At 71.3% G+C, this 22226-nt stretch carries 18 protein-coding genes; 9 read left to right on the forward strand and 9 right to left on the reverse strand.

The window, feature by feature from the left end; genetic code table 11:
* Positions 1 to 2 precede the first annotated feature (2 nt).
* Genes ACZ4Z3_RS01845 through ACZ4Z3_RS01870 form a run of 6 tightly spaced genes read left to right on the forward strand, consistent with a single transcriptional unit; the run spans position 3 to position 6784 of the window.
* Positions 3 to 1364, forward strand: a complete 1362-nt coding sequence (locus ACZ4Z3_RS01845; RefSeq protein WP_468499182.1) for an O-antigen ligase family protein — start codon at positions 3 to 5, stop codon at positions 1362 to 1364.
* Positions 1355 to 3148, forward strand: a complete 1794-nt coding sequence (locus tag ACZ4Z3_RS01850; protein ID WP_468499183.1) for a lipid II flippase MurJ — start codon at positions 1355 to 1357, stop codon at positions 3146 to 3148. Before ACZ4Z3_RS01845 ends, ACZ4Z3_RS01850 begins: the two co-directional genes overlap by 10 nt.
* On the forward strand, positions 3132 to 3896 hold the full coding sequence (locus ACZ4Z3_RS01855) for a polysaccharide deacetylase family protein (protein ID WP_468499184.1): 765 nt from the start codon (positions 3132 to 3134) through the stop codon (positions 3894 to 3896). The genes ACZ4Z3_RS01850 and ACZ4Z3_RS01855 overlap by 17 nt, the downstream gene beginning before the upstream one ends.
* 1 nt (position 3897) lies before the next feature.
* Complete coding sequence (locus ACZ4Z3_RS01860) at positions 3898 to 5049, forward strand: glycosyltransferase (RefSeq protein ID WP_468499185.1); 1152 nt, start codon at positions 3898 to 3900, stop codon at positions 5047 to 5049.
* Positions 5046 to 5705, forward strand: coding sequence for a YveK family protein (locus ACZ4Z3_RS01865; RefSeq protein ID WP_468499186.1), 660 nt, complete (start codon positions 5046 to 5048; stop codon positions 5703 to 5705). Before ACZ4Z3_RS01860 ends, ACZ4Z3_RS01865 begins: the two co-directional genes overlap by 4 nt.
* The gene (locus ACZ4Z3_RS01870) at positions 5702 to 6784 is read left to right on the forward strand and encodes a GNAT family N-acetyltransferase (RefSeq protein ID WP_468499187.1); all 1083 of its coding nucleotides are present in this window, start codon (positions 5702 to 5704) and stop codon (positions 6782 to 6784) included. The genes ACZ4Z3_RS01865 and ACZ4Z3_RS01870 overlap by 4 nt, the downstream gene beginning before the upstream one ends.
* 46 nt (positions 6785 to 6830) lie before the next feature.
* On the opposite strand, the gene ACZ4Z3_RS01875 is transcribed toward ACZ4Z3_RS01870, so the two are convergent.
* The gene (locus ACZ4Z3_RS01875) at positions 6831 to 8171 is read right to left on the reverse strand and encodes a glycosyl hydrolase (RefSeq protein ID WP_468499188.1); all 1341 of its coding nucleotides are present in this window, start codon (positions 8169 to 8171) and stop codon (positions 6831 to 6833) included.
* A gap of 203 nt (positions 8172 to 8374) precedes the next feature.
* On the opposite strand from ACZ4Z3_RS01875, the gene ACZ4Z3_RS01880 reads away from it, so the two are divergent.
* Together ACZ4Z3_RS01880 and ACZ4Z3_RS01885 are read left to right on the forward strand one after the other, a co-directional pair.
* Complete coding sequence (locus ACZ4Z3_RS01880; protein WP_468499189.1) at positions 8375 to 9631, forward strand: carboxylate--amine ligase; 1257 nt, start codon at positions 8375 to 8377, stop codon at positions 9629 to 9631.
* Positions 9631 to 10884 carry an NAD(P)-binding domain-containing protein gene (locus ACZ4Z3_RS01885; protein WP_468499520.1) on the forward strand — a complete coding sequence of 418 codons (1254 nt, stop codon included), beginning with the start codon at positions 9631 to 9633 and terminating at the stop codon, positions 10882 to 10884. The genes ACZ4Z3_RS01880 and ACZ4Z3_RS01885 overlap by 1 nt, the downstream gene beginning before the upstream one ends.
* A 68-nt stretch (positions 10885 to 10952) precedes the next feature.
* On the opposite strand, the gene ACZ4Z3_RS01890 is transcribed toward ACZ4Z3_RS01885, so the two are convergent.
* From ACZ4Z3_RS01890 to ACZ4Z3_RS01910, 5 genes are all read right to left on the reverse strand, one after another.
* Complete coding sequence (locus ACZ4Z3_RS01890) at positions 10953 to 11768, reverse strand: LPXTG cell wall anchor domain-containing protein (protein WP_468499190.1); 816 nt, start codon at positions 11766 to 11768, stop codon at positions 10953 to 10955.
* Between the two features lie 720 nt (positions 11769 to 12488).
* Positions 12489 to 12806, reverse strand: coding sequence for a hypothetical protein (locus ACZ4Z3_RS01895; RefSeq protein WP_468499191.1), 318 nt, complete (start codon positions 12804 to 12806; stop codon positions 12489 to 12491).
* Between the two features lie 220 nt (positions 12807 to 13026).
* Positions 13027 to 13383: a transposase gene (locus ACZ4Z3_RS01900; protein ID WP_468499192.1), complete on the reverse strand. Its 357-nt coding sequence runs from the start codon at positions 13381 to 13383 to the stop codon at positions 13027 to 13029.
* A gap of 224 nt (positions 13384 to 13607) precedes the next feature.
* Positions 13608 to 13970: a hypothetical protein gene (locus ACZ4Z3_RS01905; RefSeq protein ID WP_468499193.1), complete on the reverse strand. Its 363-nt coding sequence runs from the start codon at positions 13968 to 13970 to the stop codon at positions 13608 to 13610.
* Between the two features lie 176 nt (positions 13971 to 14146).
* On the reverse strand, positions 14147 to 16069 hold the full coding sequence (locus ACZ4Z3_RS01910; RefSeq protein WP_468499194.1) for an AMP-dependent synthetase/ligase: 1923 nt from the start codon (positions 16067 to 16069) through the stop codon (positions 14147 to 14149).
* Between the two features lie 124 nt (positions 16070 to 16193).
* Between ACZ4Z3_RS01910 and ACZ4Z3_RS01915 the strand changes: the two genes are divergently transcribed.
* Complete coding sequence (locus ACZ4Z3_RS01915; RefSeq protein ID WP_468499195.1) at positions 16194 to 16808, forward strand: chorismate mutase; 615 nt, start codon at positions 16194 to 16196, stop codon at positions 16806 to 16808.
* A 32-nt stretch (positions 16809 to 16840) separates the two neighbouring features.
* On the opposite strand, the gene ACZ4Z3_RS01920 is transcribed toward ACZ4Z3_RS01915, so the two are convergent.
* From ACZ4Z3_RS01920 to ACZ4Z3_RS01930, 3 genes are all read right to left on the reverse strand, one after another.
* Positions 16841 to 18397, reverse strand: coding sequence for a vWA domain-containing protein (locus tag ACZ4Z3_RS01920; protein WP_468499196.1), 1557 nt, complete (start codon positions 18395 to 18397; stop codon positions 16841 to 16843).
* Between the two features lie 157 nt (positions 18398 to 18554).
* On the reverse strand, positions 18555 to 19463 hold the full coding sequence (locus ACZ4Z3_RS01925; protein WP_468499197.1) for an ABC transporter permease: 909 nt from the start codon (positions 19461 to 19463) through the stop codon (positions 18555 to 18557).
* Entirely contained in the window at positions 19460 to 22120 is a 2661-nt protein-coding gene (locus tag ACZ4Z3_RS01930) for an alpha/beta fold hydrolase (protein ID WP_468499198.1), read from the reverse strand. Before ACZ4Z3_RS01930 ends, ACZ4Z3_RS01925 begins: the two co-directional genes overlap by 4 nt.
* Positions 22121 to 22226: the final 106 nt, after the last annotated feature.

A 22226-nucleotide genomic window follows, 5' to 3' on the forward strand; every position in this document is an offset into this window, starting at 1 on the left:
GCATGAGCCTCGCAGTGACCCCGCTGGCGCGCCGCGGAGCCGTCCTGACGCCGGTCCTCCCCGTGGTGGCCGTGCTCGCCCTGCTGGCCCTGCCGCTCGACCCGAGCGGCGAGGGCGGCCCTGGTCCGGCCGACGCGATGTCCGGATTCCTGGTGCTCTTCTGTGTGGTCCGCCTCGTACGCGACCGGCGACGCCCCATGCCACGTACGGCCGCCGTGGTTCTGGGCCTGCCGGTCCTCGGGCTGGCGGTCGCTGCCCTGGGGGCATACTCACCCGAGGCCGGGATCACCGGCATGGCCCGGTATCTGCAGATCTTCGTGCTCGTCCCGGCGGCGGTGCTGCTGTTGATCCGCGGCCAGGGCGACTTCCGGCTGCTGGCCTGGTCGTTCGTAGCGCTCTCGGGCTGGCAGGGGGCCGTCGGCGTGCACCAGTACCTCACCCTGACCGGCGCATCCTTCCAGGGCGAGCAGATCCGGGCCGTCGGCACGTTCGGGCCGCAGGACGTGATGGGGATGGCAACGGTGGTGGGCCTCGGCCTCGTCTGCGCGTTCGCCCTCGCGCTCGGGCGGACGTCCGTACGGGAACGGGTGTTCGCCCTCGCTTGCGCGTTGGCGCTGCTGCTGCCGCTCGCGCTGTCCTTCAGCCGGGGCGCGTGGATCGCTACAGCTGTGACCTGCACGGTGCAGCTGATCGTGGCCGGGTTGCGGCGCGCGCTCAAGGTGACTGCGGCCGTGGTCGCGGCGGGCGTGGTCCTGGTGGGCGGTCTCGGTGTCGGCACAGCGCTGCTGGAGGAGCGCATCGACAGCATCACGCAGGTCGCCGACGCCCCCGACCAGTCCGTCGCCGACCGGTACACGATGTGGGCGGCCGCGACCGACATGTGGCGCGAACACCCACTGACCGGCGTCGGGTTGAAAGGGTTCCCCGAGTACCGGGACGCGTACGCCTCGCTGACGCTGTCATCGGGCAGCGACACCGGCGGGGCGGGGGCCGCTTACCGGAGGCAACCGCTGCTGTCACCGCACAGCATGTACCTGCTGGTGCTGAGCGAACAGGGCCTGCTCGGGCTGACGGCGTTCGCCGGAAGCTGGCTGACGCTGCTGGTGTGCACGCTGCGGGCGACCGTGCGGGCACGCTCGTCGGGGCCGCACGGCCTCGGCTGCGGGCTGGTCGCCTGCGGACTGCTGGTCTGGCAGCTCACCGACTTCGCGTACGCCGACATCGGCGGCCCCTCCACCGTACTGACCGCCGTGACCCTCGGGATGGCGGCATGGTGGGCGCTGACCGGGAACGGCAAGGCGCAGACCGCCCCGGCGGTTCCGGTACGCGCGAACGCGCCTGGGAGCGTGACGCGATGTCCATGACGCCGCAGACTCCGCCTGCGCCCGTTTCCGGCACCGACGCGGCGGCCGTACCCGCGGCGCGGTCGGTCACGCAGGACGCGGTCGGCACCGACTCCCCTGCGGCCTCCGGGAAGTTCATCGCGAGGGCCACGCTGATCACGGCCTCGCTGTCGGTCGCCGGGGCGCTGCTCGGTCTGGTGCGGGATCAGACACTGGCCCAGCTCTTCGGAGCGGGCATCGAGACGGACGCTTTTCTGGTCGCGTGGACCGTACCGGAGTTCGCCGCCACACTCCTCATCGAGGACGGCCTGGCCATCGCGATGATCCCGGCTTTCAGCCTGGCCCTGGCCCGGCGCGCCCAGGGTGTCTCCGGCGACCCGGTCCGCTCCCTCGTCACCGGCACCCTGCCCCGCCTGGCCCTCGGCTTCGTCGCCGTATCCGCACTGATCATCGTGGGAGCCCGCCACCTGGTCGAGGCGCTGGCGCCCGGCCTCCCCGACCCCGGTCTCGCCGCCGACTGCACCCGGCTGACAGCGACCTGTGTACTGACCTTCGGGCTCGCCGGGTACTGCAGCGCGGCTCTGCGGGCGCACCGTCGCTTCCTGGCCCCCGCCACGATCTACGTGGCGTACAACACCGGCATCATCACCGCGATGTTCCTGCTCGGCGAGCGCTGGGGCGTGCGATCGGCGGCGGCCGGTGTGGCGATGGGCGGCTGCCTGATGGTCGCGGCCCAGCTGCCCTCCCTGCTGCGTCTGTTCAGGACTCGACGCCCAGCCGCTTCCGGCAGCGGCGTCGAAGTACGCCCGATGAACCTCGCCCTGATCAGCAGCGTTCTCATCTTCGCCATGTGCCGCCAGTCCCAGGTACTGATCGAACGCCTCCTCGCCTCCACCCTTCCCGCCGGGGCCATCTCGCACCTCAACTACGCGCAGAAGGTGGCCCAGATCCCGATGACGCTGTCGCTGATGCTGTGCACAGTCACCTTCCCGGTGATCGCGCAGGCGCTCGCCGACGGCGACACGGAGCGGGCTCGCGCCCGCGTGGAGCGGGACCTCGCCCTGGCTTGCCGCCTGGTGCTCTTCGGCGCGGCCACAGTGGTCGCGTGTGCGCCGCAGATCATCGAGATCCTGTTCCAGCGGGGTGCGTTCACCGCGCAGGACACGGTGGCGACAGCGGAGGCCCTGCGTGTGTACGCCCTCGGGCTGCTCGGTCAGACGTTGGTGGGTGTACTGATCCGCACGTACTTCTCGGCGGGGCGGCCCACGTGGTATCCGATCGGGGCCATGACGGCGGGTGTCATCGCGACCACCTGGATCGGGGTGGCGACCGTGAACTCCGGGGGTGTGCTGGGGATCGCCGGCGCCAACGCCGCCGGCATCACCGTCACGGCCGTACTGCTGCTCGTCGGCCTCGCGCAGAAGCGGGACGGGCGCGCCCGTCCCGAGAGCACACGGCGAGCCGGAAGCGCCACGGGACCGAGTTCGTTCGCCTTCTCGACCTGGACCGCGGCCCGTCGGCGTCGATCCGCGCAGCACGGCGGGCCACGCGGGGTCCGCCTCCGTACCCGGCACGTGCTGTCCGATCTCGGCAGGCCGCTGCGGGCGGCGTTGGCCGCCACTGCGGCGGGCGGGTACGCCTCCGGCGTGCCGGCGTCCCCGGTGCTCGGTCTCACGGTCGGCTGCGTCACCGTGACCGCCGTCTTCCTCCTGCTCGACCTGGCCATGGACACCCAGGGCCGCACATCCGCGCTCCATTCCGTAGGTGCCGTCACTCGGAGGCTGAGGCATGGTCGTTCCAGTTGAATCGATCGGCACGGGCAGACGCTCGGCCGGGCGCCCCCTTCCCGTCCCGTGGGTGGCGATGTACCACTCCGTGGGCGACTGCTCCGACGACCCGTACCGCATCACGGTCACGCCCGAGCGGCTGGACCGGCAGCTGGCCTGGCTGCGCCGGCACCGGCTGCGCGGCGTGTCCCTGCGCGAGCTGGTCGCCGCCCGTGCCCGGGGCGAGGGGCGGCGCCTGGTCGGTCTCACCTTCGACGACGGATACGCCGACTTCCTGGCCAACGCTCTTCCGGCGTTGCGTCGCTGGAACTGCGGAGCCACCCTCTTCGTCCTACCCGCCCGGTTCGGGGGCGTCAACGCCTGGGACCCACTCGGCCCGCGCAAGCCGCTGCTGTCCGCGGACGGCGTCCGGCAGGCCGCCGACGCGGGCGTGGAGATCGGTTCGCACGGGCTTACCCACGTCGATCTCACCAGGGCCGACGACGCCACCCTGACGGCCGAGGTCGCTGACAGCAGGGCACTGCTGACGGAGCTGATCGGTGCTCCGGTCGACGGTTTCTGCTACCCGTACGGGAACATCGACCGCCGCGCCATCGCCGCCGTACGCGAAGCTGGATACACCTACGCCTGCGCCATCGATCCCGGCCCCCTGACCGGCCCGCACGCCCTCCCCCGTCTGCACATCGGCCAGAACGACACAGCCTGGCGGCTGCACCTCAAACACCGGCTGCACCGGCTGCGCCGGCGCCGCGTGGAGGGTGTGTGACATGAAAGCGCTGCACATCATCACCGGTCTCGGCATCGGCGGCGCCGAACAACAACTCCGCCTGCTGCTGCGGCACCTCAGCGTCGACTGCGAGGTGGTGACGCTCACCAACCCGGGCGCCGTCGCCGACGGGCTCGCTGCCGACGGGGTGCGCGTGCACCACCTCGGTATGGGCGCCAACCACGACCTGTCCGCGCTCCCCCGCCTGACCCGCCTGATCCGGACCGGTGGTTACGACCTGGTCCACACCCACCTCTACCGCGCCTGCGTCTACGGCCGGTTGGCCGCCCGACTGGCCGGCGTCCGGGCTGTGGTCGCCACCGAACATTCCCTCGGCGACTCCCAGATGGAAGGCCGGAGGCTGACTGCGGGCGTCCGCGCGCTCTACCTCGCCAGCGAGCGCCTCGGCTCCACCACGGTCGCCGTCTCCCCCGCGGTGGCCGATCGTCTCGAACGCTGGGGCGTGCCCTCCCCACGCATCGAGGTCGTTCCCAACGGGATCGACCTGGCTCGTTTCCGCTTCGACGCGTCCCGGCGCCACCACACCCGCCGACGCCTCGGACTGCCGGAGGACGCCTACGTCGTCGGCGGGATCGGCCGCCTCACCGCGGGCAAGCGCTTCGACGTCCTGATCCGGGCGATGGCCCTGCTGCCGGACGACCACTGGCTGTTGCTGGTCGGTGGCGGCCCGGAGGACAACGTCCTGCGCCGTACCGCCCACGAGGCGGGCGTGGCCGACCGCGTCCTGTTCACCGGGGAGCGCCCCATCGTCCCCGACGCCTCCTCCGGCCCCGACGTGCCCTCGCTCGTGTTCGCCATGGACCTGCTCGCCTCACCGTCCCCGGAGGAAACCTTCGGGCTGGCGGTCGTGGAGGCCCTGGCGGCCGGCCTGCCCGTGCTCTACACGTCCTGCCCGGCGATCGAGGACCTGCCCGCGCAGGCCGCCACCGGTGCCCTACGCGTGCGGGGTGGCCCCGTGGCGTACGCCCGTGCCGTCGCCGCGGTGCGCGCGGCCGGCCCGCGGCCCCGTACGGCTGCGGACGCCGCGCACCACTACAGCATCTCCCACAGCGCCGCACAGCTGATGTACGTGTACACGGCAGCGATGTCCCACTCCATGCCCCCCTCACTCCAGGAAGCCGGTTCGTCATGACCGACACCCCCCCTCGTTTTCGCCGACAGCCCGGACAAGCGGGCCGAACCGGCCTCCTGCGGCCCTGGTCGCTCCTCGCGGCCGGCATGCTCGTCGGCGGCCTGGCCGGCGGTGCCTACGGCGCGCTCAAGGCCCCGACATACACGGCGACCAGCTATGTCGTCGCCGTACCCAGCGAGAACTCCGACCCGACCTCCACACTCGGCTTCGCACAGGCGTACGGTCGGGCCGCCACGCAGCTCGCGGTGCTCGGGGACGCGCAGTCGTCGGCGGGCGTGCCGGCACGGACACTGCGGCGGAATGTGCGGGCCGCCACCTCGCCGGACGCGCCGATGATCGCCGTCTCGGCCACCTCCCCTCGCCCCGGCCTCGCCTCCGGCATGGCCAACGCGGTCACCCGCGCGCTGACCCGCCACGCGAACAGGACCAAGGACAGCACCCACGTCGAACTCGTCCCGTTCTCACCGGCAGTGCGGCCGACCGAGCCGACGTCCGCGTCACCGGTGGTGACCGGTCTGGTCGGCACGAGCGCGGGCGGCTTGCTCGGCGGCCTGGCGCTGCTCGTGCGGCCGAAGCGGACGGAAAGCGACGACACCGCCCTCCCCGCGGCGGTGCCCGGCCCGGCCGTCGCCGCCGACGTACGCGGACAGCTGTGACGACGCCGTACAAGACGGAACTCGTCACCGACGCGCGTGCCTTCGCCGAAGTGGCCCCCGGTTGGGGACGACTGTACGAGCGGTGCGGCGCGGCGACCCCGTTTCAGAGCCACGCATGGTTGCACTCATGGTGGCTCTCGTACGGCAGGCCCGGCCGACTGCGGCTTGTCCTCGTGCGCGAGGGCAGCGAACTCGTGGCCGCCGCGCCCTTGATGCTCCGGCGGGGCCCGGTGCCCAGGCTCGTACCGCTCGGCGGGACGATCTCCGACTACGGGGACGTCCTCATCGACGACGAGCGCGCTGACCGGGCGGCCGCCGTGCTCGCCGAGGCGCTGTCGGCCGCGGCCCGCACCGCGCTCATCGACTTCCGCGAGGTGCGGCCGGGCGGAGCGGTCGAGCGCATCTACGAGCGCTGGCGCGGGCCGCGCCACCGGCTCCAGGACTCGCTGTGCCTGGAGCTTCCCGCCGTACCCATGGACGAACTGGTGTCCCGGCTGGCGTCCGGCAAGGCCCAACGCATTCGCGCCAAGCTGCGCAAGCTGAGGTCGCTCGGCGTGGAACGGCACGTCGTACCGCCGGACCGGGTGGGCCCGGCGCTTCAGCGACTGCTCGAACTCCACCGGCTGCAGTGGCAGGGCCGGAACGTGACGCCGGAACACCTGCAGACACGCTTCTGCGAGCACCTGACGCGCTCCGTGGGGCAGATGGTGAGTTCCGGCGACGCCGTGGTCACGGAGTTCCGGCTCGACGGCGACGTGGTGGCCGTGGACCTGACACTGCTGTCGCGCCGCCTCGCGGGCGGCTACCTGTACGGCGCCCACCCACGTCTGCGGGAACGCAAGGCGGATGTGGCGGTGATGCTCCTCGACGCCTGCACGCAGCACGCGGGTAAGGGGAGACTGCACACGCTGAGCCTGCTGCGCGGCGACGAGCCCTACAAACACCATTGGCGCCCCGAATCCGTCACCAACCGGCGACTGCTGCTGGCCCGGCGGCGCACGGCCCCGCTGATGTCGGCGGTGGTCGGCGACGTGGCCGTGCGGCGGTGGGGCAAGGAGTTGCTGCGTCGCTTCCGATAGCGACCACGGGCGGCGGGGCCCGCGTGGGTCCCGCCGCCAGTGGTCGCTATCGAGCCCCCCACCACAAGTCGAGACGCAGGCACAGCCGTCCGCTGAGCCAGTACTCGCCCCAGTTGCCGAGGCGCAGCGGCGAGCAGTTCCTTGGGGGCGACGGCGCGGTGGGCACGGACGGCGCGGGCAGGGCCGCAGGTTCGTCCGCACGGCCGAAGAGGGCGGACCGGTAGACCAGGGAGGATCTGGGATTGCCCGCACACTGCCAGACTCCGTGCGGACAGTAATCGGTCAGCGTGTTGTACAACGGCTTGTGCTTGTCGATCCAGGCGAGCATCCGCCGCATGTATTCGGCGTTGTCACCGTTACGGAAGAGTCCCCATTCGGGATAGGAGATGGGCTTGTTATGGGATTTCGCGAAATCCACCTGTGCTTGCAGCCCGTACGGTTCTTTCACCTGCTCGTCGAAGGAGACTCCTCGAGGCTGGTCGTACGAGTCCATTCCGATGATGTCGACCGTGTCGTCCCCGGGGTAGCACTGCGTCCAGGGAACGGCGTCCCGGCCCCGGCTAGGCGTGAAGTCGAACCGGAATTCCTGGCCCGGCACCGAACGCATGGTGGTGACGATCCTGTTCCAGTACGACTTCCATGCCGTCGGGTCGGGTCCACACCGATGGGTGTAGGTCGTGCCGTTCATCTCCCAGCCGAGCACCAGTACCGTGTCCGGCACGTCCAACGCGACCAGCCGCTCGGCGAGTGCGCGGAAGTGATGGTCGAAGTGCCCGGCCGCGCCCTGCCGCAGCAGCGACCTGACCTCGGCGTCGGAGACACCCTCCTCGTTGCGCTCCTGCATGGGCACGTTGAGGACGAAGATCCGGTCGTCCTTCGCCGTGCGCCAGCGCGCCCACGGCGCGAGGAAGCGGTGCGTGCCCTCGATGTTGCTCCAACGGTCCCCCGGCAGATAGGTGTGGCCGACGCGCAGTTCGGCGCCACCCAGCCACCTGCTGAGTCCCGTCATGGCGTACACGCCCCGGACTCCGGAGTCGAGGAAGGCGCCGAAGGCGGGGCGCTCACCGCCGGGCGACGAGGTCGTCGGCGCGGCGGCCGAAGAACTCGACGGGGCCGGCTTCGACGGCTTGGTGAGAGGCGCGGGCGTGAGGTCCGGAGCGACCGCGGATGTCTGCGGTGACTTCGGCGACGGCGCCACGGCCGGTGGGTCGACCGGCAGCGTCGACACCGTCGGTGACGGAGTGACCGCCATCGGAGCGGGAGGACCGGCGATGGGCCCCGTCCCCGCTGCGAAGCCGGTACCGGAGGCCAGCGCGGCCGAAATGGCCACCACCGCCGCGACGACCGCCGACCGCCTGGTCCGGGCCCGACATTGCTGTAGAACCATGTCTGCTCCGCTCTCCGCACTCCTGCTGTTTTCAGCCCTGTTGTTCCCGCTGCAACTGTTGGTCTTCTGCGTCGCTTTCCGTATTACTGACACTCCGTATTACTGACATCCAGTCACATGAAATGGCGTGACGCCACTGTGGTTACGACTTCCGAGTGCCTCGCTCGCCCGCACGGGTGAGCCGATCCGAAGGAGTGAGGTCCGTGCAGCTGCTCGACACCCGCGTCCCCGCCGTTGTGCTGCGGATCGACCGGAATATCTTTCACCACGGAACGCTGGGCGCTGTTCGTTCGCTCGGCAGAGCGGGAGTGGAGGTGCATGTAGTCGCCGATTCCACGGGAAGCCCCGTAGCCAGATCGCGATTTCTACGGGAAATGCATCCCCCGCCGCCGCCCGGGTCGTCCCCCCGCGAGATCGCCGCCGCGCTGCGCCGGGTGGCCACCCGGATCAAGCGCCCCGCCGTCCTGGTGCCGATGGACGACGCGAGCGCGGTCGCCGTGGGCCGTATGCGTGAGGAACTCGCCCCCTCCTATCTGCTGCCCTCGCCCGGCACTCTGCCCGAACGCGCCGCCGACAAGGCCGACCTGGCCGCCCTGTGCGCTTCCTTGGACATCGCGCACCCGGTGACCCTGGTCCCGGACAGCCCGGCGGAGGCCGCCGACGCCACCCGGCGGCTGGGACTTCCGCTGGTGGCGAAGTGGAGCCGGCCCTGGCTGGTGCCCGCCGGCAGCACGCTGCGCAGCACGGTGCTGGTGAACTCCGCTCAGCAGGCCCGGGAGCTGTATCTGCGCACCGAGGAGGCCGGCAGCCCGCTGCTGCTGCAGGCGTATCTGCCGCCGGGTCCGAACCGCGACTGGTTCTTCCACGGATATGCCGACCGCTCCGGTGCTGTGCGCGCGGGCGGGTCGGGCCGCAAGCAACGGGCGTGGCCACGCGGGGCCGGCCTGACCGCCGTCGGCTGCTGGACGGCCAACCCACAGGTGCAGGCAATCGCCGAGCGGCTCACCGGTGAGCTCGGCTACCGCGGCATCCTCGACCTCGACTTCCGCCGTTGCGGCGCGACGGGCCGCTACCACCTGCTCGACTTCAACCCGCGCCCCGGCGCCCAGTTCCGGCTCTTCTCGGACTCCACCGGTCTGGACGTCGTACGCGCCCTGCATCTCGACCTGACACACCGTCCGCTGCGGGCGGCCGCACCACTGTTGGGGCGGTCGTTCGTGGTGGAGAACTACGCACCACTGGCCGTGCTGCGGCCCGCGCCACGCGGACGCGAACTGGCCTGGCACGCCACGGACGACCCCGCTCCCGGCAGGGCGATGTGGTCCCTTTGGTGCCGCCACGTGTCCCGTCGACTGGGGGAGCGGCTGCGCGCGGTCCGGTCGGCACCCGCATCGGCACGCGTGGTCCGTCAGGCGGCCGCACAGCCCCTCATCGACGACGAGAAAGCGAGCAGTTGCTGATGTACGACCTGCTGGTGGTGGGCGCGGGCCCATACGGCCTGTCCATCGCGTCGCACGCCGCGGCCGCCGGGTTGGACCTGCGCCTCCTCGGGCGGCCCATGGCGTCCTGGCGGGACCACATGGCTCGCGGCATGTACCTGAAGTCTGAGCCATGGGCCTCCAACCTCGCGTCGCCTGACGGCCGTTGGCGTCTGGACGCGTACTGCTCGGCCTCGGGACTCACGGCGCGTCACGCGGAGCCGATCCCGGTCGAGACGTTCGCCGAGTACGGCCTGTGGTTCGCGCGTCACGCGGTGCCCGAGGTGGACGAGCGCATGGTGAGCCGGGTGTCGGCCGGTCCGGTCGGCTTCGAGGCGGTCACCGAGGACGGAGAGGTGCTGCGCGCCCGGACGGTGGCACTGGCGGTCGGCGTCATGCCCTTCACCCAGGTGCCTTCCGCCCTGCGCGGCCTGCATTCCGCACTCGTCACGCACAGCAGCGACCACAGTGACCTCGGCCGATTCCGCGGTATGGACGTCACGGTGATCGGTGGCGGCCAGGCAGCTCTGGAGACAGCGGCGCTCCTCGCGGAACAGGGCACGCGCGTACGGCTGCTGGCGAGGGCGCAACGACTGCGCTGGAACGACGTACCACCGCCCCTGCAGCGCCTGTGGTGGCAGTCGGCCCGCACCCCGCACAGCGGTCTCGGCTGCGGCTGGCGCAACTGGTTCTACGCCGAGCGTCCCGACCTCTTCCGTCGCCTCCCCGAGGCGACCCGCACCCGTATCGCGGCCACGGCGCTGGGGCCCGCGGGTGCCTGGTGGGTGCGGGACCGGGTCGAGCCGGTGGTGGAGACGATGCTCGGCCGCGAGGTCGTCGCGGCCCGTGCGGTGCCGGGTGGCGTACGGCTGGAGACGGTGAGCCGGGCTGGGGAGCTGAGCTCCGTGGATACCGAGCACGTGATCGCGGCCACGGGGTTTCGCGCGACCCGCGACCGGCTCGGCCTGCTCTCCGAGGAACTGCGCGCGAGCCTGACCACGGCATCCGACGGGTCCCCGGCTGTCGGCCGGACCTTCGAGTCCTCGTGTCACGGACTGTTCCTGGCAGGCCTGTTGACGGCCTCCACGTTCGGCCCCGCCATGCGCTTCGTCCACGGAGCGACCTTCACGGCGACAACGCTCGTACGAGGAGTACGCCACCGACTGCGCATCGCCGCCCCACCCGTCCGGGCGATCCCCGTACCGGTGGGCCGCGGGCACGCGGAAGCACCCTGAGGGACGCACCGTCGGCGAAGGGGATGCCGGGTGTCGGAGGTGCTTCCTCCGACACCCGGAGCGGGACGCTATCGGCCGGACCCGGCCCGACCTCGTCGATACAGGATGGCGCCGCTCGTCAGCAGCAGCGCGGCGATGCCCGATGCCGCCAGTACCTGCTCACCGGCGCCGGTCTCGGGGAGGGCGGGCGGTCGTGCCGGGGGCGAGACGGGTGGCTTCCGGGGCGGGACGCCGACCGAGGGGGGCGGGTGCGGCGACCCAGGCGGTGACGTCACCGGCGGCGTGGTGGCGGGCGGTGACGTCGGCGGCGTGGTGGGGGGCTTCGTAGGCGGTGTGTCGCCGTCGTCGCCGTAGCCGCTGTCGTCGTCACCGTAGCCGCCGCCGCCGCCGTAGCCGCCGTAGCCGCTGTCGTCGTCACCGTAGCCGCCGTCGCCGTCACGGTAGCCGCCGAACCCGACAGCCTCGCCGAGACGCCAGCGGTCGCCGACGCCGCCATCGCCGCCGTCGTCGTCACCGTAGCCGCCGTCACCGCCGTACCCGGCAGCCTCGCCATGACGCCAGTGGTCGCCGTGCTGATGGCCGTCAGCCGGGGCGAACTCACGGGCCGCAGCCCGCGTCCCGCTGAGGTCGGGGCCGCTGATGCGGGACTTCACGGGGGACAGGTCGGGCGCGGTGCTCATGTCGCTGTGCCTGCGGCTCGCGCTTGCGGGACCGTCCTCCAGGGTGTGGAGGGCACTGTCGCCGGGCAGAGCAGCAGGCGCGCCGGGTGAGCCCCCTTGGGTCTTCTCGGAGCGCGCGTCCGCGAGGGCCGGGCTGCCGTACAGGGACAGAATGCTCGTCGCGGCGGCGGCCACGACCATTCCCCTGCTCAGGTTCTGTCGCAATCTCGTGTCTTCCTGGTCGAGCCATGTGGAAATGCCGGCCCTGGAACCGGAACGGGTCCAGGGCCGGCCCGTGCGCAGCCGTTCCGCTGGTGGTGCGCGGGTCCTGTGCGAGTCGTCGCACCGGACGGGCCGACGCCGACTGCGGGACCGCGGCGGGACGAGGTCCGGCGGCGACTGCACGAGTGGGCGACACCGACCGCGTACGCGTCAGGTCCTCTCCCTCTTCCCGCGACTGCGTCGGGGAGCGGCTTCACGCCTGCCGTGGTTTCTCCGCCGCTTGATTTTCTGACTGGTGAGATGATGGGATCCTGTGAAGTGCCAATATCGGCAGCCGGGGCACCGGTAGATCCGGTCCGGAATCTTTTCGATCAGCGGTTGTCTGACAATCCAGATGCGCGCCTCACCCTCACTACGAAATGAGGCTTTTCCCGTATCCGGACAACGCGGCAGGACACTCATGTCACTCATTCCGCTCCGATGCACACCGATTTTCCGATCATCCGCGGTATGACTATTTCACGGTGATCGACACTGAATCAGAGAAATAGAAAGCGCCTCTCCCGCGGTGGATGAGAATGTTTCCTCATCCACCCTTCAGGGAAAGACGCTTTCAAGAAGAAACACGATCCCTCACGGAATCGAGAACAGGTACCCCTGACTGCCGCAGCGGATCTGGACAGTCACGAAGCGGAACCAGGGGAACCGTTCACCTCTTCGACGTCAGGCAGTGATGCCGTCGAGGATACCGCCGAGGTCGCCCCCGAGAATACCGGTGTCCCCGCCCTCAATGTCGTCGGTCGTCGAGTTGTTGTTGTAGATGTTGGTGTAGCCGACCTGGCAGTTCGGCACCGGGCCGTTGCCCGTCGAGTCGGCGTTCGCACCGTCGCCTTCCGCCTCGTTCTCGGCCACGGAGTTGCCGCAGATGTACGGGTCCTCCGGGTGGCCCCCACCGAAGGCGGTGGCAGCCGTGGCGGAACCCGCAACCAGGGCCACCGCAGCGAGGGTCGAGGCGGCGCCCAGCTTCATGGTCTTGCGCATTTATATCTCCGTTTCTCGGTTCTTTCCGTTCGGAAGAACGGGACCGATACTGCCCCAACCACCCGAGCCCGCACCACTTGAGAGGGCTCAGATCCCGGATATTCATCCATACGGCCCCGAATGGCGATTGATATGAATTACAGAACGCCCAGGTCAGGCCGGACCGTTCATCGAATGGAGTAATGGCACAGCACCTACCGGCTTTCAAAGCGTGATGTCGTCATGGTGGGGCGAGTACGAGTCCGACTCCGGTGAGACAGCCGTCGAGAACGTCGTGGCGGTACTGGAGCCGGCGTGGGCCCTGCCGGACGGCGGTGATCTGGTCGTGGGGGCCGGCGAAGGCGCGGTTGGCCGTGGTGGTGCGCCGCAGTACCGACCAGATGCCTTCGACCGCGTTGAGGTCCGGTGCGTGAGGCGGGAGTTGATAGACGGCGAGCCCGGCCCGCTCGGTGATGTAGCGGCACATTCCGGCCGTGAGGTGGGTGTTCGAGTCTGCCCAGACGAGAACGGTCGGGCCGCCCAGCTGCTTGCGGTGACTGTTCTGCGATGTCGCTGCCGGACCCGTGCCCTCCTTCACCGTTCACGTGGAAGCCCCAGCACCTGCGCGACGACGAAGAAGACCAGCTGGGCGAAGTGCTCAGTTGATCCGGAGATGACTGCCATCCGCCGCCACGTGCATACCTTCGCGCGCCGTCGGCCCCCGCCGACACCACGCTTTGAAGCTCAGCAGGAAGTGCGGGCGACCGCCGCCGCCCGTCCGGGCTCCGACAAGCGCGGGACGGGCGACGGCGGCCGTTTCGTTCAGGCGGGTGCCGGCAGACGAACTGCGGCAGGGACGCAGATGGTGGTGGTCTGGCCGTCGGCCTGCAGCGTGGCGCAGACCTGCGGGACCTTGGGCACCGTGATGGTGACCGTCTGCCGAATATCCGCCTGAACGGTCTGCTGCAGACTTGCGAGTTCGACGCCATTCGCGGTGATCCTCGCACCGACGGTCTGTGCCTCCTGGCATTGGACGCTGACGGTGATCACACTGGTCGCCGCGCCGTCGACCTTCTGCAAGCCGACCGAGCAGGGGAAGTCTGGCTGCTGTGCGGCGGCCTGCGCCGGCACGGCGGCGAAGAGCGAAGCGGACGCAAGCAGCACGGTGGCCGCTGAGCTGAGCATGCGGTGAGACAAAGGTCCTCCCAGGTACTGGAACAGCCGCCAACGGGCAGCCGGCCGTTGATCGCGGCACCTAAATGCCTTTAGGTGTCTTTCCTGGATGATGCGACCATAGGGCCCCAAACTGCGCAACGCGGGTGCTCCGGTCGGCCGAAGAGCCGGCGCTGGTCCCGAGGATGTCAACTGTGGTACAGCGCCTCGATCTCCTTGACGTACGCTGCCGTCACCGCGTGACGCTTGACCTTCATCGACGGCGTGAGCAGGCCACTGTCCTCGTTGAACTCGCCTTCCAACAGCCGGAATCGACGGATCGACTCGGCCCGGGAGACCGCCCGGTTGGCGTAGTCCACGGCCTTCTGGACCTCGGCGCGCATCCGGGGGTCGGCGACGAGCTCGGAGAGCGGGGTGTCCGGGGACATCCCGCGCACGTGCAGCCAGTGGCTGACGTCCTCGGGGTCGAGGGTGATCAGGGCGGCGACGAAGGGCCGGTTGTCGCCGACCACGATGCACTGGCCGACAGGCGGGCGGCTGCGGAGGCGGTCCTCCAACACGGATGGCGAAACGTTCTTGCCGCCGGAGGTGACGAGGATGTCCTTCTTGCGGCCGGTGATGGTGAGGTAGCCGTCGTCGTCGAGTGCGCCCAGGTCGCCGGTGGCGAACCAGCCGTCGGTGAGGGCGGCGTCGGTGGCGACGGGGTCGTTCCAGTAGGTGCCGAAGACGATGCCGCCCTTGATGAGGACCTCGCCGTCGTCGGCGATGCGGATCGCGGTGCCGGGTACGGGCCGGCCGACCGTGCCGGGGCGGGGCCCCAGCGGCGGGACGATCGTGGCGGCGGCGGTGGTCTCGGTGAGGCCGTAGCCCTCGTAGATGATGATGCCGGCCGCGTAGAAGAAGAGGTTGAGGTCGCGGTCGAGCGGGGAGCCGCCACTGATGGCGTAGCGCATACGGCCGCCCAGCTCGCTGCGGATACGGCGGTAGACCAGCGTGTCGTACAGGGCCCAGGCGGCGTACAGGCCGGGCGTGGGGCCGGGGCCCCGGTCGAGGAACTTGTCCAGGTAGGCCTTGGCGAAGCGGACGGCGACGCGGTGGGCGCGGTCGAAGGAGGCGCCGCGGCCGACGCGTTCGGCGGTGGCGCGGCCGGTGGCGTGGATCCGCTCGAACAGGTACGGGACGCCCACGAGGAAGGTGGGGCGGAACTTCTTGAGGGCGGGCCGCAGTTCGTCGGGTTTGATGCTCGGGCAGTGGCCCAGCTCGATCCGGGCCAGCAGGCAGGCGATCTGGATGGTGCGGCCGAGGATGTGGGCGAGGGGCAGGAAGAGGAGCGTGGAGGCGACCTCGCCGGTGATCTCCTTGAAGATCGGGTGGAGCAGCTCGACCGTGTTGGCGGCCTCCGCGTACAGGTTGGCGTGCGTGAGGACGCAGCCCTTGGGGCGGCCGGTGGTGCCGGAGGTGTAGCAGATGGTCGCGGCCGTGTCCGGGGTCAGGGCGGCGCGGCGCTTGGCGACCTCGTCGTCGGGGACGCTCCGGCCGAGGTCGGCGAGGACGTCGAGGGCGCCCTCGTCGAGCTGCCAGACGTGCGGGGGCCGGGAGTGGCGGGCGGTGGCGGTGGCGACGGCGGCCGCGTTCTCGGGGGTCTCCACGATCACGAAGTGGGAGCCGGAGTCGCGGACGATCCACTCGATCTGTTCCGGCGAGGACGTGGCGTAGATCGGGACGGACTGGCCGCCGGCCGCCCAGACGGCGAAGTCGAGGACGGTCCACTCGTAGCGGGTGCGGGACATGACCGCGACCCGGCCGCCCGGTTCGAGGCCGGCCGCGATCAGGCCCTTGGCGGTGGCGGTGACCTCGCGGGCGAAGTCGGTCGCGGTGACCGGGTGGAACGTGCCGTGGGCGTCGGCGCGGCGCAGGACCACGGCGTCCGGGGCCTCGGTCGCGTTGCGGAAGGGGAGGTCGGCGGTGCTGCCGCCGGTCAGCCGGGGCGCGAGGGCGGGGGTGCGCGCCTCGCGGACGACACCCTGTGCGTCCCTGACCACCTCGACCGTGACGCGGTCGGCGAGGTCGGCGCGCTGCTTCGCCTGGTTCAAGTCCTTGCGTACACCCATCACGGCTCCCCGAGGCCGGCCACCCGCTTCATTACCGACGAGTCAACTTACCGGTAAGTAAGGATTTTTCAATGGTTCGGACCGACTCCGGTGAACCGTCGGGTTCGCGTGGTAGATGTGGATCATGCGCCCCCACCGCCTCAGGTCCGTCCTGATATCCGTCTGTGTCACGTCCGCAGTGGCTCTCTCCGGTGCCGTACCGGCCGCCGCCCAGTCACCCGACGCTCCCCCTCGTACGGTCGCGGGGGCCCGGTCGCTCACCGTGCTGACCGATCTGTTCGCCGAACGGCTGCTCGTCGCCGACAAGGTCGCGGCGGCCAAGTACGGCACGAGCACGCCGATCGACGATCCGGTGCGGGAGAAGGCGATCCTCGACGACGTGGCCGCGCGGGCGGTCGGGCTCGGCCTCGATCCGGACGCGGTGACCGCGGTGTTCTGGGACCAGATCGAGGCGAACAAGCTGGTGCAGCGGGGTCTGTACGCCCGCTGGGACGCGCACCCGGAGGAGCGGCCGACCGAGCGGCCGGACCTCGTGAAGGAGGTACGGCCCGTCCTCGACCGGATCACCACGCAGCTGCTGACCGCGCTGGTGGACACGGGACCGCTCCGGGCCGGGGCCTCCTGCGAGCCCCGGCTGCGGCTCGCCGCGATCCGCTCGACGTACACCCACCACCTGGACCCGCTCCATGGGGAGGGACTGGTCCGGGCGCTGCCCTCGGTGTGCGGGGAGCGGTTCTAGTGGGTGCTGTGCGGGACTTGCACAACACCCCCCTAGCCCATCAGGGTGCGGGCCGCGTCTATCGCGTCTGACAGGTCGTTCAGCTGCTTGTCCTCCCTGTACCTGTTCAGTTCGCGGACGCGGGAGGACAGTTCGCCCAGCGAGGGGGCGGCCGGGAGGTCGGTCCAGCGGGTGTCGTCGCGGCGCAGGGCGTCGGCGAAGTAGGCGGCCGCCGCGGCGACCTGGAGGCCCCGCGGGGCGGTGGACCACAGGTCGCCGTGGAGGGCCGACGCCTCGATGTCCGCGGTCTCCTCGTGCGGCGTGCGGCTGTCGGGGTCGAGCCAGCGGACGGTGGCCGTCGCCAGATGGCCGGCCTCGGTGCCGGACCGGGTACGGACGGCGTAGAGGGCGGTGACGGTGTGGCCGGGGCCGACCTCGCCGCCGTCCACGCTGTCGTCGCGGAAGTCCTCGTCGGCGACCTGCCGGTTGTCGTAGCCGATGAGGCGGAACTCCTCGACCGTCTCGGGGTCGAAGGCGACCTGGGCCTTGGCGTCGCGGGCGGTGAGGTCGATGTGGCGCGGGAGTTGCTCGCAGAAGACCTCCTCGGCCTCCTTCTCGGTGGAGACGTACGTGGTGTGACCGTCGCCCTTGTCGGCGAGGCGTTCCATCAGGGCGTCGCCGTAGTCGCTGCCGACGCCCACGCCGAAGAGGGTGATGCCGTGTTCGCGGCGCTCGACGGCGATGCGTTCGAGGATGGTGTCGGCGTCGGTGTCGCCGGTGTTGGCGAGGGCGTCCGACAGCAGGACGACACGGTTGGTGGCGCCCTCGCGCAGGCCCTCGACGGCGGTCTCGTAGCCGGTCTCGACGCCCGCGCCGAGGTTGGTGGAGTCGGCGGGCTCCAGGCTGTCGACGGCGTCGTGGATCCTGGCCCGGTTGTCGTCGAGGCGGGTCATCGGCAGGACGGTCTCGGCGGTGTCGCTGAAGGTGACGAGGGCGACGGAGTCGTGGTCGCGGAGCCGGTCGGTCATCCTGCCGAGGGCGTCCTTGGCGAGGTCGAGGCGGCCGGGCTCGGCCATGGAGCCGGAGACGTCGATGACGAAGGTCAGGGCGGCGGGCGGGCGTTCGCGGTCGCCGTCGGCGGCACGGGTGGCGAGGCCCACGCGGACGAGGGACCAGTCGTCGTCCTCGGTGCGGGCGCCGTCGACGGTGACCGAGAAGCCGTCGCCGTCCGGGCGCTCGTAGTCCTGCCGGAAGCTGTTGACGAACTCCTCCGGGCGGATGGTCGACGGGTCGGGCAGGCTGCCGTCCTCCAGGGTCCGGCGGGCGTAGCCGTAGGAGGCGGTGTCGACGTCCAGGGCGAACGTGGAGAGGTGGTCGGGCGAGGGGGCGATGTCGCGGGACTCGCCGTCCGGCTGCTCCTGCCGCTGCCCGTCGGGGGCCGGGGCCGGGAAGCCGTCGGCGGTGCGGCCGCCGCCCTTCGAACCGTCGTACGAGGAGTCGCTGTCGCCGCTCCGGCCGCAGCCGGTGAGGAGCAGTGCCCCGGCCGTGCCCAGGGCGAGGAGCGCGGTGGTCAGTCGTCGTGTCGTCCCTGTGCTGCGATGGCTGTGCATCGGGCCCCCTCGGCACGTCGTCGTCGCCCGGTTGTGGGCGGCTGTTGTGACTGTGACGGCCGAGGGGGCCCGAATGTGCGTCACAGGGCGTTGCGGATGGGTCTCGAAGCGGCCACGGCGGAGGCCCGTCGAGACCGGTGGGTGATCCTCCGTTGACCTACGACACCACGTCCTTGCGGCCGAAACCGCGGAAGGCCAGGGCGAACAGCACCAGCGCGTACGTTACGGAGACCGAGACGCCCTGGATCATGTCGGTGTAGTCGGGCTGGGGGCGGACGACGTCGAGCCAGGCGTACTGCCAGTGCGCGGGCAGGAAGTGGCGCCAGTCGCCGAGGGCGGTCACCTCGTCGAGGACGTTGCCGATGATGGTGAGGCCGACGGCGCCGCCGACCGCGCCGAGCGGGGCGTCGGTCCGGGTCGAGAGCCAGAACGCCATGCCGGCGGTGACCAGTTGGGACACGAAGATGTACCCGACGGTGATCACCAGGGCCTGGGCGGCGGCCGAGGAGGACAGTGCGCCACCCGTGGGGAGTTCCAGCGGGCCCCAGCCGTAGGCGGCGGTACCGATGGCGAGGGCGACGACCGGGAGGAGCACCAGCGCCGCGAGGCTGAGGGTGAGGCCCACGACGAGCTTGGACCACAGCAGCCGGGCGCGGGGCACGGGCGCGGCGAGCAGGTAGCGCAGCGAGGACCAGCTGGCCTCCGAGGCGACGGTGTCGCCGCAGAACAGCGCGACCGGGATGACCAGCAGGAACCCGGCGGCGGCGAAGAGGTTCACCGCGGCGAAGTTCGCACCGGACGCCGTCGCCGTGTCCATCAGGTTGACCCGGTTGTTGCCCTCGCCGGGCGTGCCGCCGACCTGGAACGCGATCACCAGGATGATGGGCAGGGCGAACAGGATGCCGCCCATGACCATGGTGCGGCGGCGCTTCAGTTGCCGGACCAGCTCGACCCGGAGGGGCAGGGTGCGGCCCGCGCGGTAGCCGTCGGCGACCTCGACGGGGGCGGGTCCGGGTTCCCCGCGCCCGGGTTCTGCGTGCTCGGCACGCTCGGTCAGCGTGCTCATGCGGAGTCTCCGATCAGGGTGAGGAAGGCGTCTTCGAGGCGGCGGTGGGGGCCGACCGCGGCGACGGGGACCTCCAGCCGGACCAGCTCGGCGATCAGGCGCTGGGCGCTGCCGTCGGCGTCGAGGCGGACGACCAGCCCCTCGTCGGTGCGTACGGCCGAGTCGATGCCCGGCAGTGCGGCGATCTTGTCCACGACGGGTTCCTCCACGGGCGTGGTGGTGCCGACCAGCAGGGTGTCGCCGGAGCCGACGATCTCGCCGACCGGGCCCGCCTGGACGAGCTGTCCGTGGTCCATGACGACCAGGTGGGTGCAGGTCTGCTCCACCTCGGCCAGCAGATGGCTGGAGACGATGACGGTGCGGCCGGCGGCCGCGTAGCGGATCATCACCTCGCGCATCTCGCGGATCTGCGGCGGGTCGAGTCCGTTCGTCGGCTCGTCGAGGATCAGCAGGTCGGGCAGGCCGAGCATGGCCTGGGCGATGGCCAGGCGCTGGCGCATGCCCTGGGAGTAGGTGCGCACCGCGCGGGCGAGGGCGTCGCCGAGGCCGGCGATCTCCAGCGCCTCCTCCAGGTGCGCGTCCTCGGCGGGGCGGCCGGTGGCCCGCCAGTACAGCTCCAGGTTCTCCCGGCCGGACAGGTGCGGGAGGAAACCGGCGCCCTCGACGAAGGCGCCGACGCGGGACAGGACGGGCGCCCCCGGCACGATCGCGTGGCCGAAGACGCGGATCTCGCCGCCGTCCGGCTGGATCAGGCCCATCAGCATGCGCAGGGTCGTCGTCTTGCCGGCGCCGTTCGGGCCGAGGAGACCGAGCACCTGGCCCTTCTCGACGCGGAAGGACAGGTCGCGGACGCTGTACCGGTCGCCGTTCTTGTACTTCTTGCTGAGGTCGGTGATCTGGAGCGGGACCTCGGCGAGCGCCGGGTCGGCGGCGGGCGTCGTGATGCGGCGGCGGCCGGTGACGAGCAGGGCGGCCGCGACGGCCGCGCCGCCGATCGGCAGGTACCAGACCCAGGCGGGCAGGACGTCCGCGCGGTCGGCCCCGCCGAGCGGGGTTGGCACCTCCAGGTCGCCCTTGAGGGAGACGGTGTACGTCGCCGGGGCGGCCGGGGAGGCGTAGCCGAGGTCGGTGGAGGCGAGGACCAGGCGCAGGCTGTGGCCGTCGTCGAGTTCGTGGTCGATGGCCGGGAGGGTGAGCTTCACGTCCTTGCCGGCCTTGGCGCCCTCGACCCGGACGGGCTGGACGAGCTGGGAGGGCAGCACCTGGGAGGCGCCGCCGGGGCCGACGTCGTAGACCTTGGCGAAGAGGACGGCGTCGTCGCTGGTGGACTTCACATGGACGGTCGCCGTGGGTGAGCCGGTGATCTGGACGTCGTCCGTGACGGGCTTGGACTGGAACGCGGCGAACTGGCCGGGGAAGTCCAGCGACAGGCTCACGCCGAGCGAGGACAGCTGGGAGAGGCCGCCGGCGGCGCCGCCGATGCCGGGCAGGGCCGAGAGGGCGGGCGGGCTGGCGCCGGCTGGGTTCTCGAAGCTCTGCTCCCGTCCCGTGAGGGCGAAGGACCGGCGGTCGCTCTCCAGGCCCGGGTAGGTGTCGTCGGTGGTGCCGCTCAGGCGGGGCTCGCCGTCGCCGGAGCCGGTGCCGAGGGTACGGGTGACGCGGAAGGCGGAGCCGGTGTCGGCGCTCCTGTCGCCCTTCAGATAGCGGTCGAACCAGGCGTGGACGCGGGACTGGACGCGGGCGGTCTCCATGTCACCGCCGTCATGGCCGCCGGAGATCCAGTCGACGTCGACGGGCGCGCCGTTGGCCTTGATCGCCTTGGCGGCGGCGTCGGCCTGGCCGAGCGGGAAGAGGGAGTCGGTCTGGCCCTGGAGCAGCAGCGTCGGCACCTTGATGCGGTCGCGGACGGCCTCGGGGCTGCGCGCTTCGAGGAGCTTGACGGCCTCGGCGTCCGGCTCACCGGACTCGGCGACCCGGTCGTACATCGCGCACAGGTCGGCCTCGAACTTGGCGCAGCCGCCGCCGGTGTTGAAGAACAGCCCGGCCCAGAGCTTCTTGAACACGCCGTTCGGGAACAGGGCGTCCGCGAGGTTCCAGTACGTGATGGCCGGGGCGGTGGCGTCGACCCGGTCGTCGTACCCGGCGGCCAGCAGGGAGATCGCCCCGCCGTAGGAGGCGCCGGCGGCGCCCACGCGCGGGTCGCCCTTCTTGTCCAGCTGGACCTCGGGGCGCTTCGCGAGCCAGTCGATCAGCCGGGAGACGTCGGCGACCTCGGCCTTGGGGTCGTTCAGCCCGATCTTTCCGGTCGAGTCGCCGAAGCCGCGCGCCGACCAGGTCAGCACCGCGTAGCCGTCGCGGGCGAGGTCCTCGGCCTGGCGTCGTACGTCGTTCTTGCTGCCGCCGAAGCCGTGCCCGAGCAGGACGGCCGGACGGCGGCCGGTGGCGCCGGAGGTGAAGTACGAGGTGTCGATGCGGACGCCCCCACCCATGGCCATGGCCTGGTCCGTGCGCTTCACCGGCGCCGCTTCGTCCGAGGCGGTGGCCGTCCACGTACCCGCGCCGGCGAGCACGACGACGGCCGCCACGGCGGCGAGGGCCCGCCTCGGCCTCCGCCGGAGCGCTCCGCGCAGGCGCAGGCCGGTCAGTCGAAGATCCATGCGTCAACGGTACGGGGGTGTGAGGGTGGGTCTCGGCCCCCTCAGGGGGGAGGGGTGGGGTATCCCACGGTCGTACGGGGGGAATTCGGCATACAGCGGGTGCGGT

Source organism: Streptomyces sp. NPDC030296 (assembly GCF_055572815.1).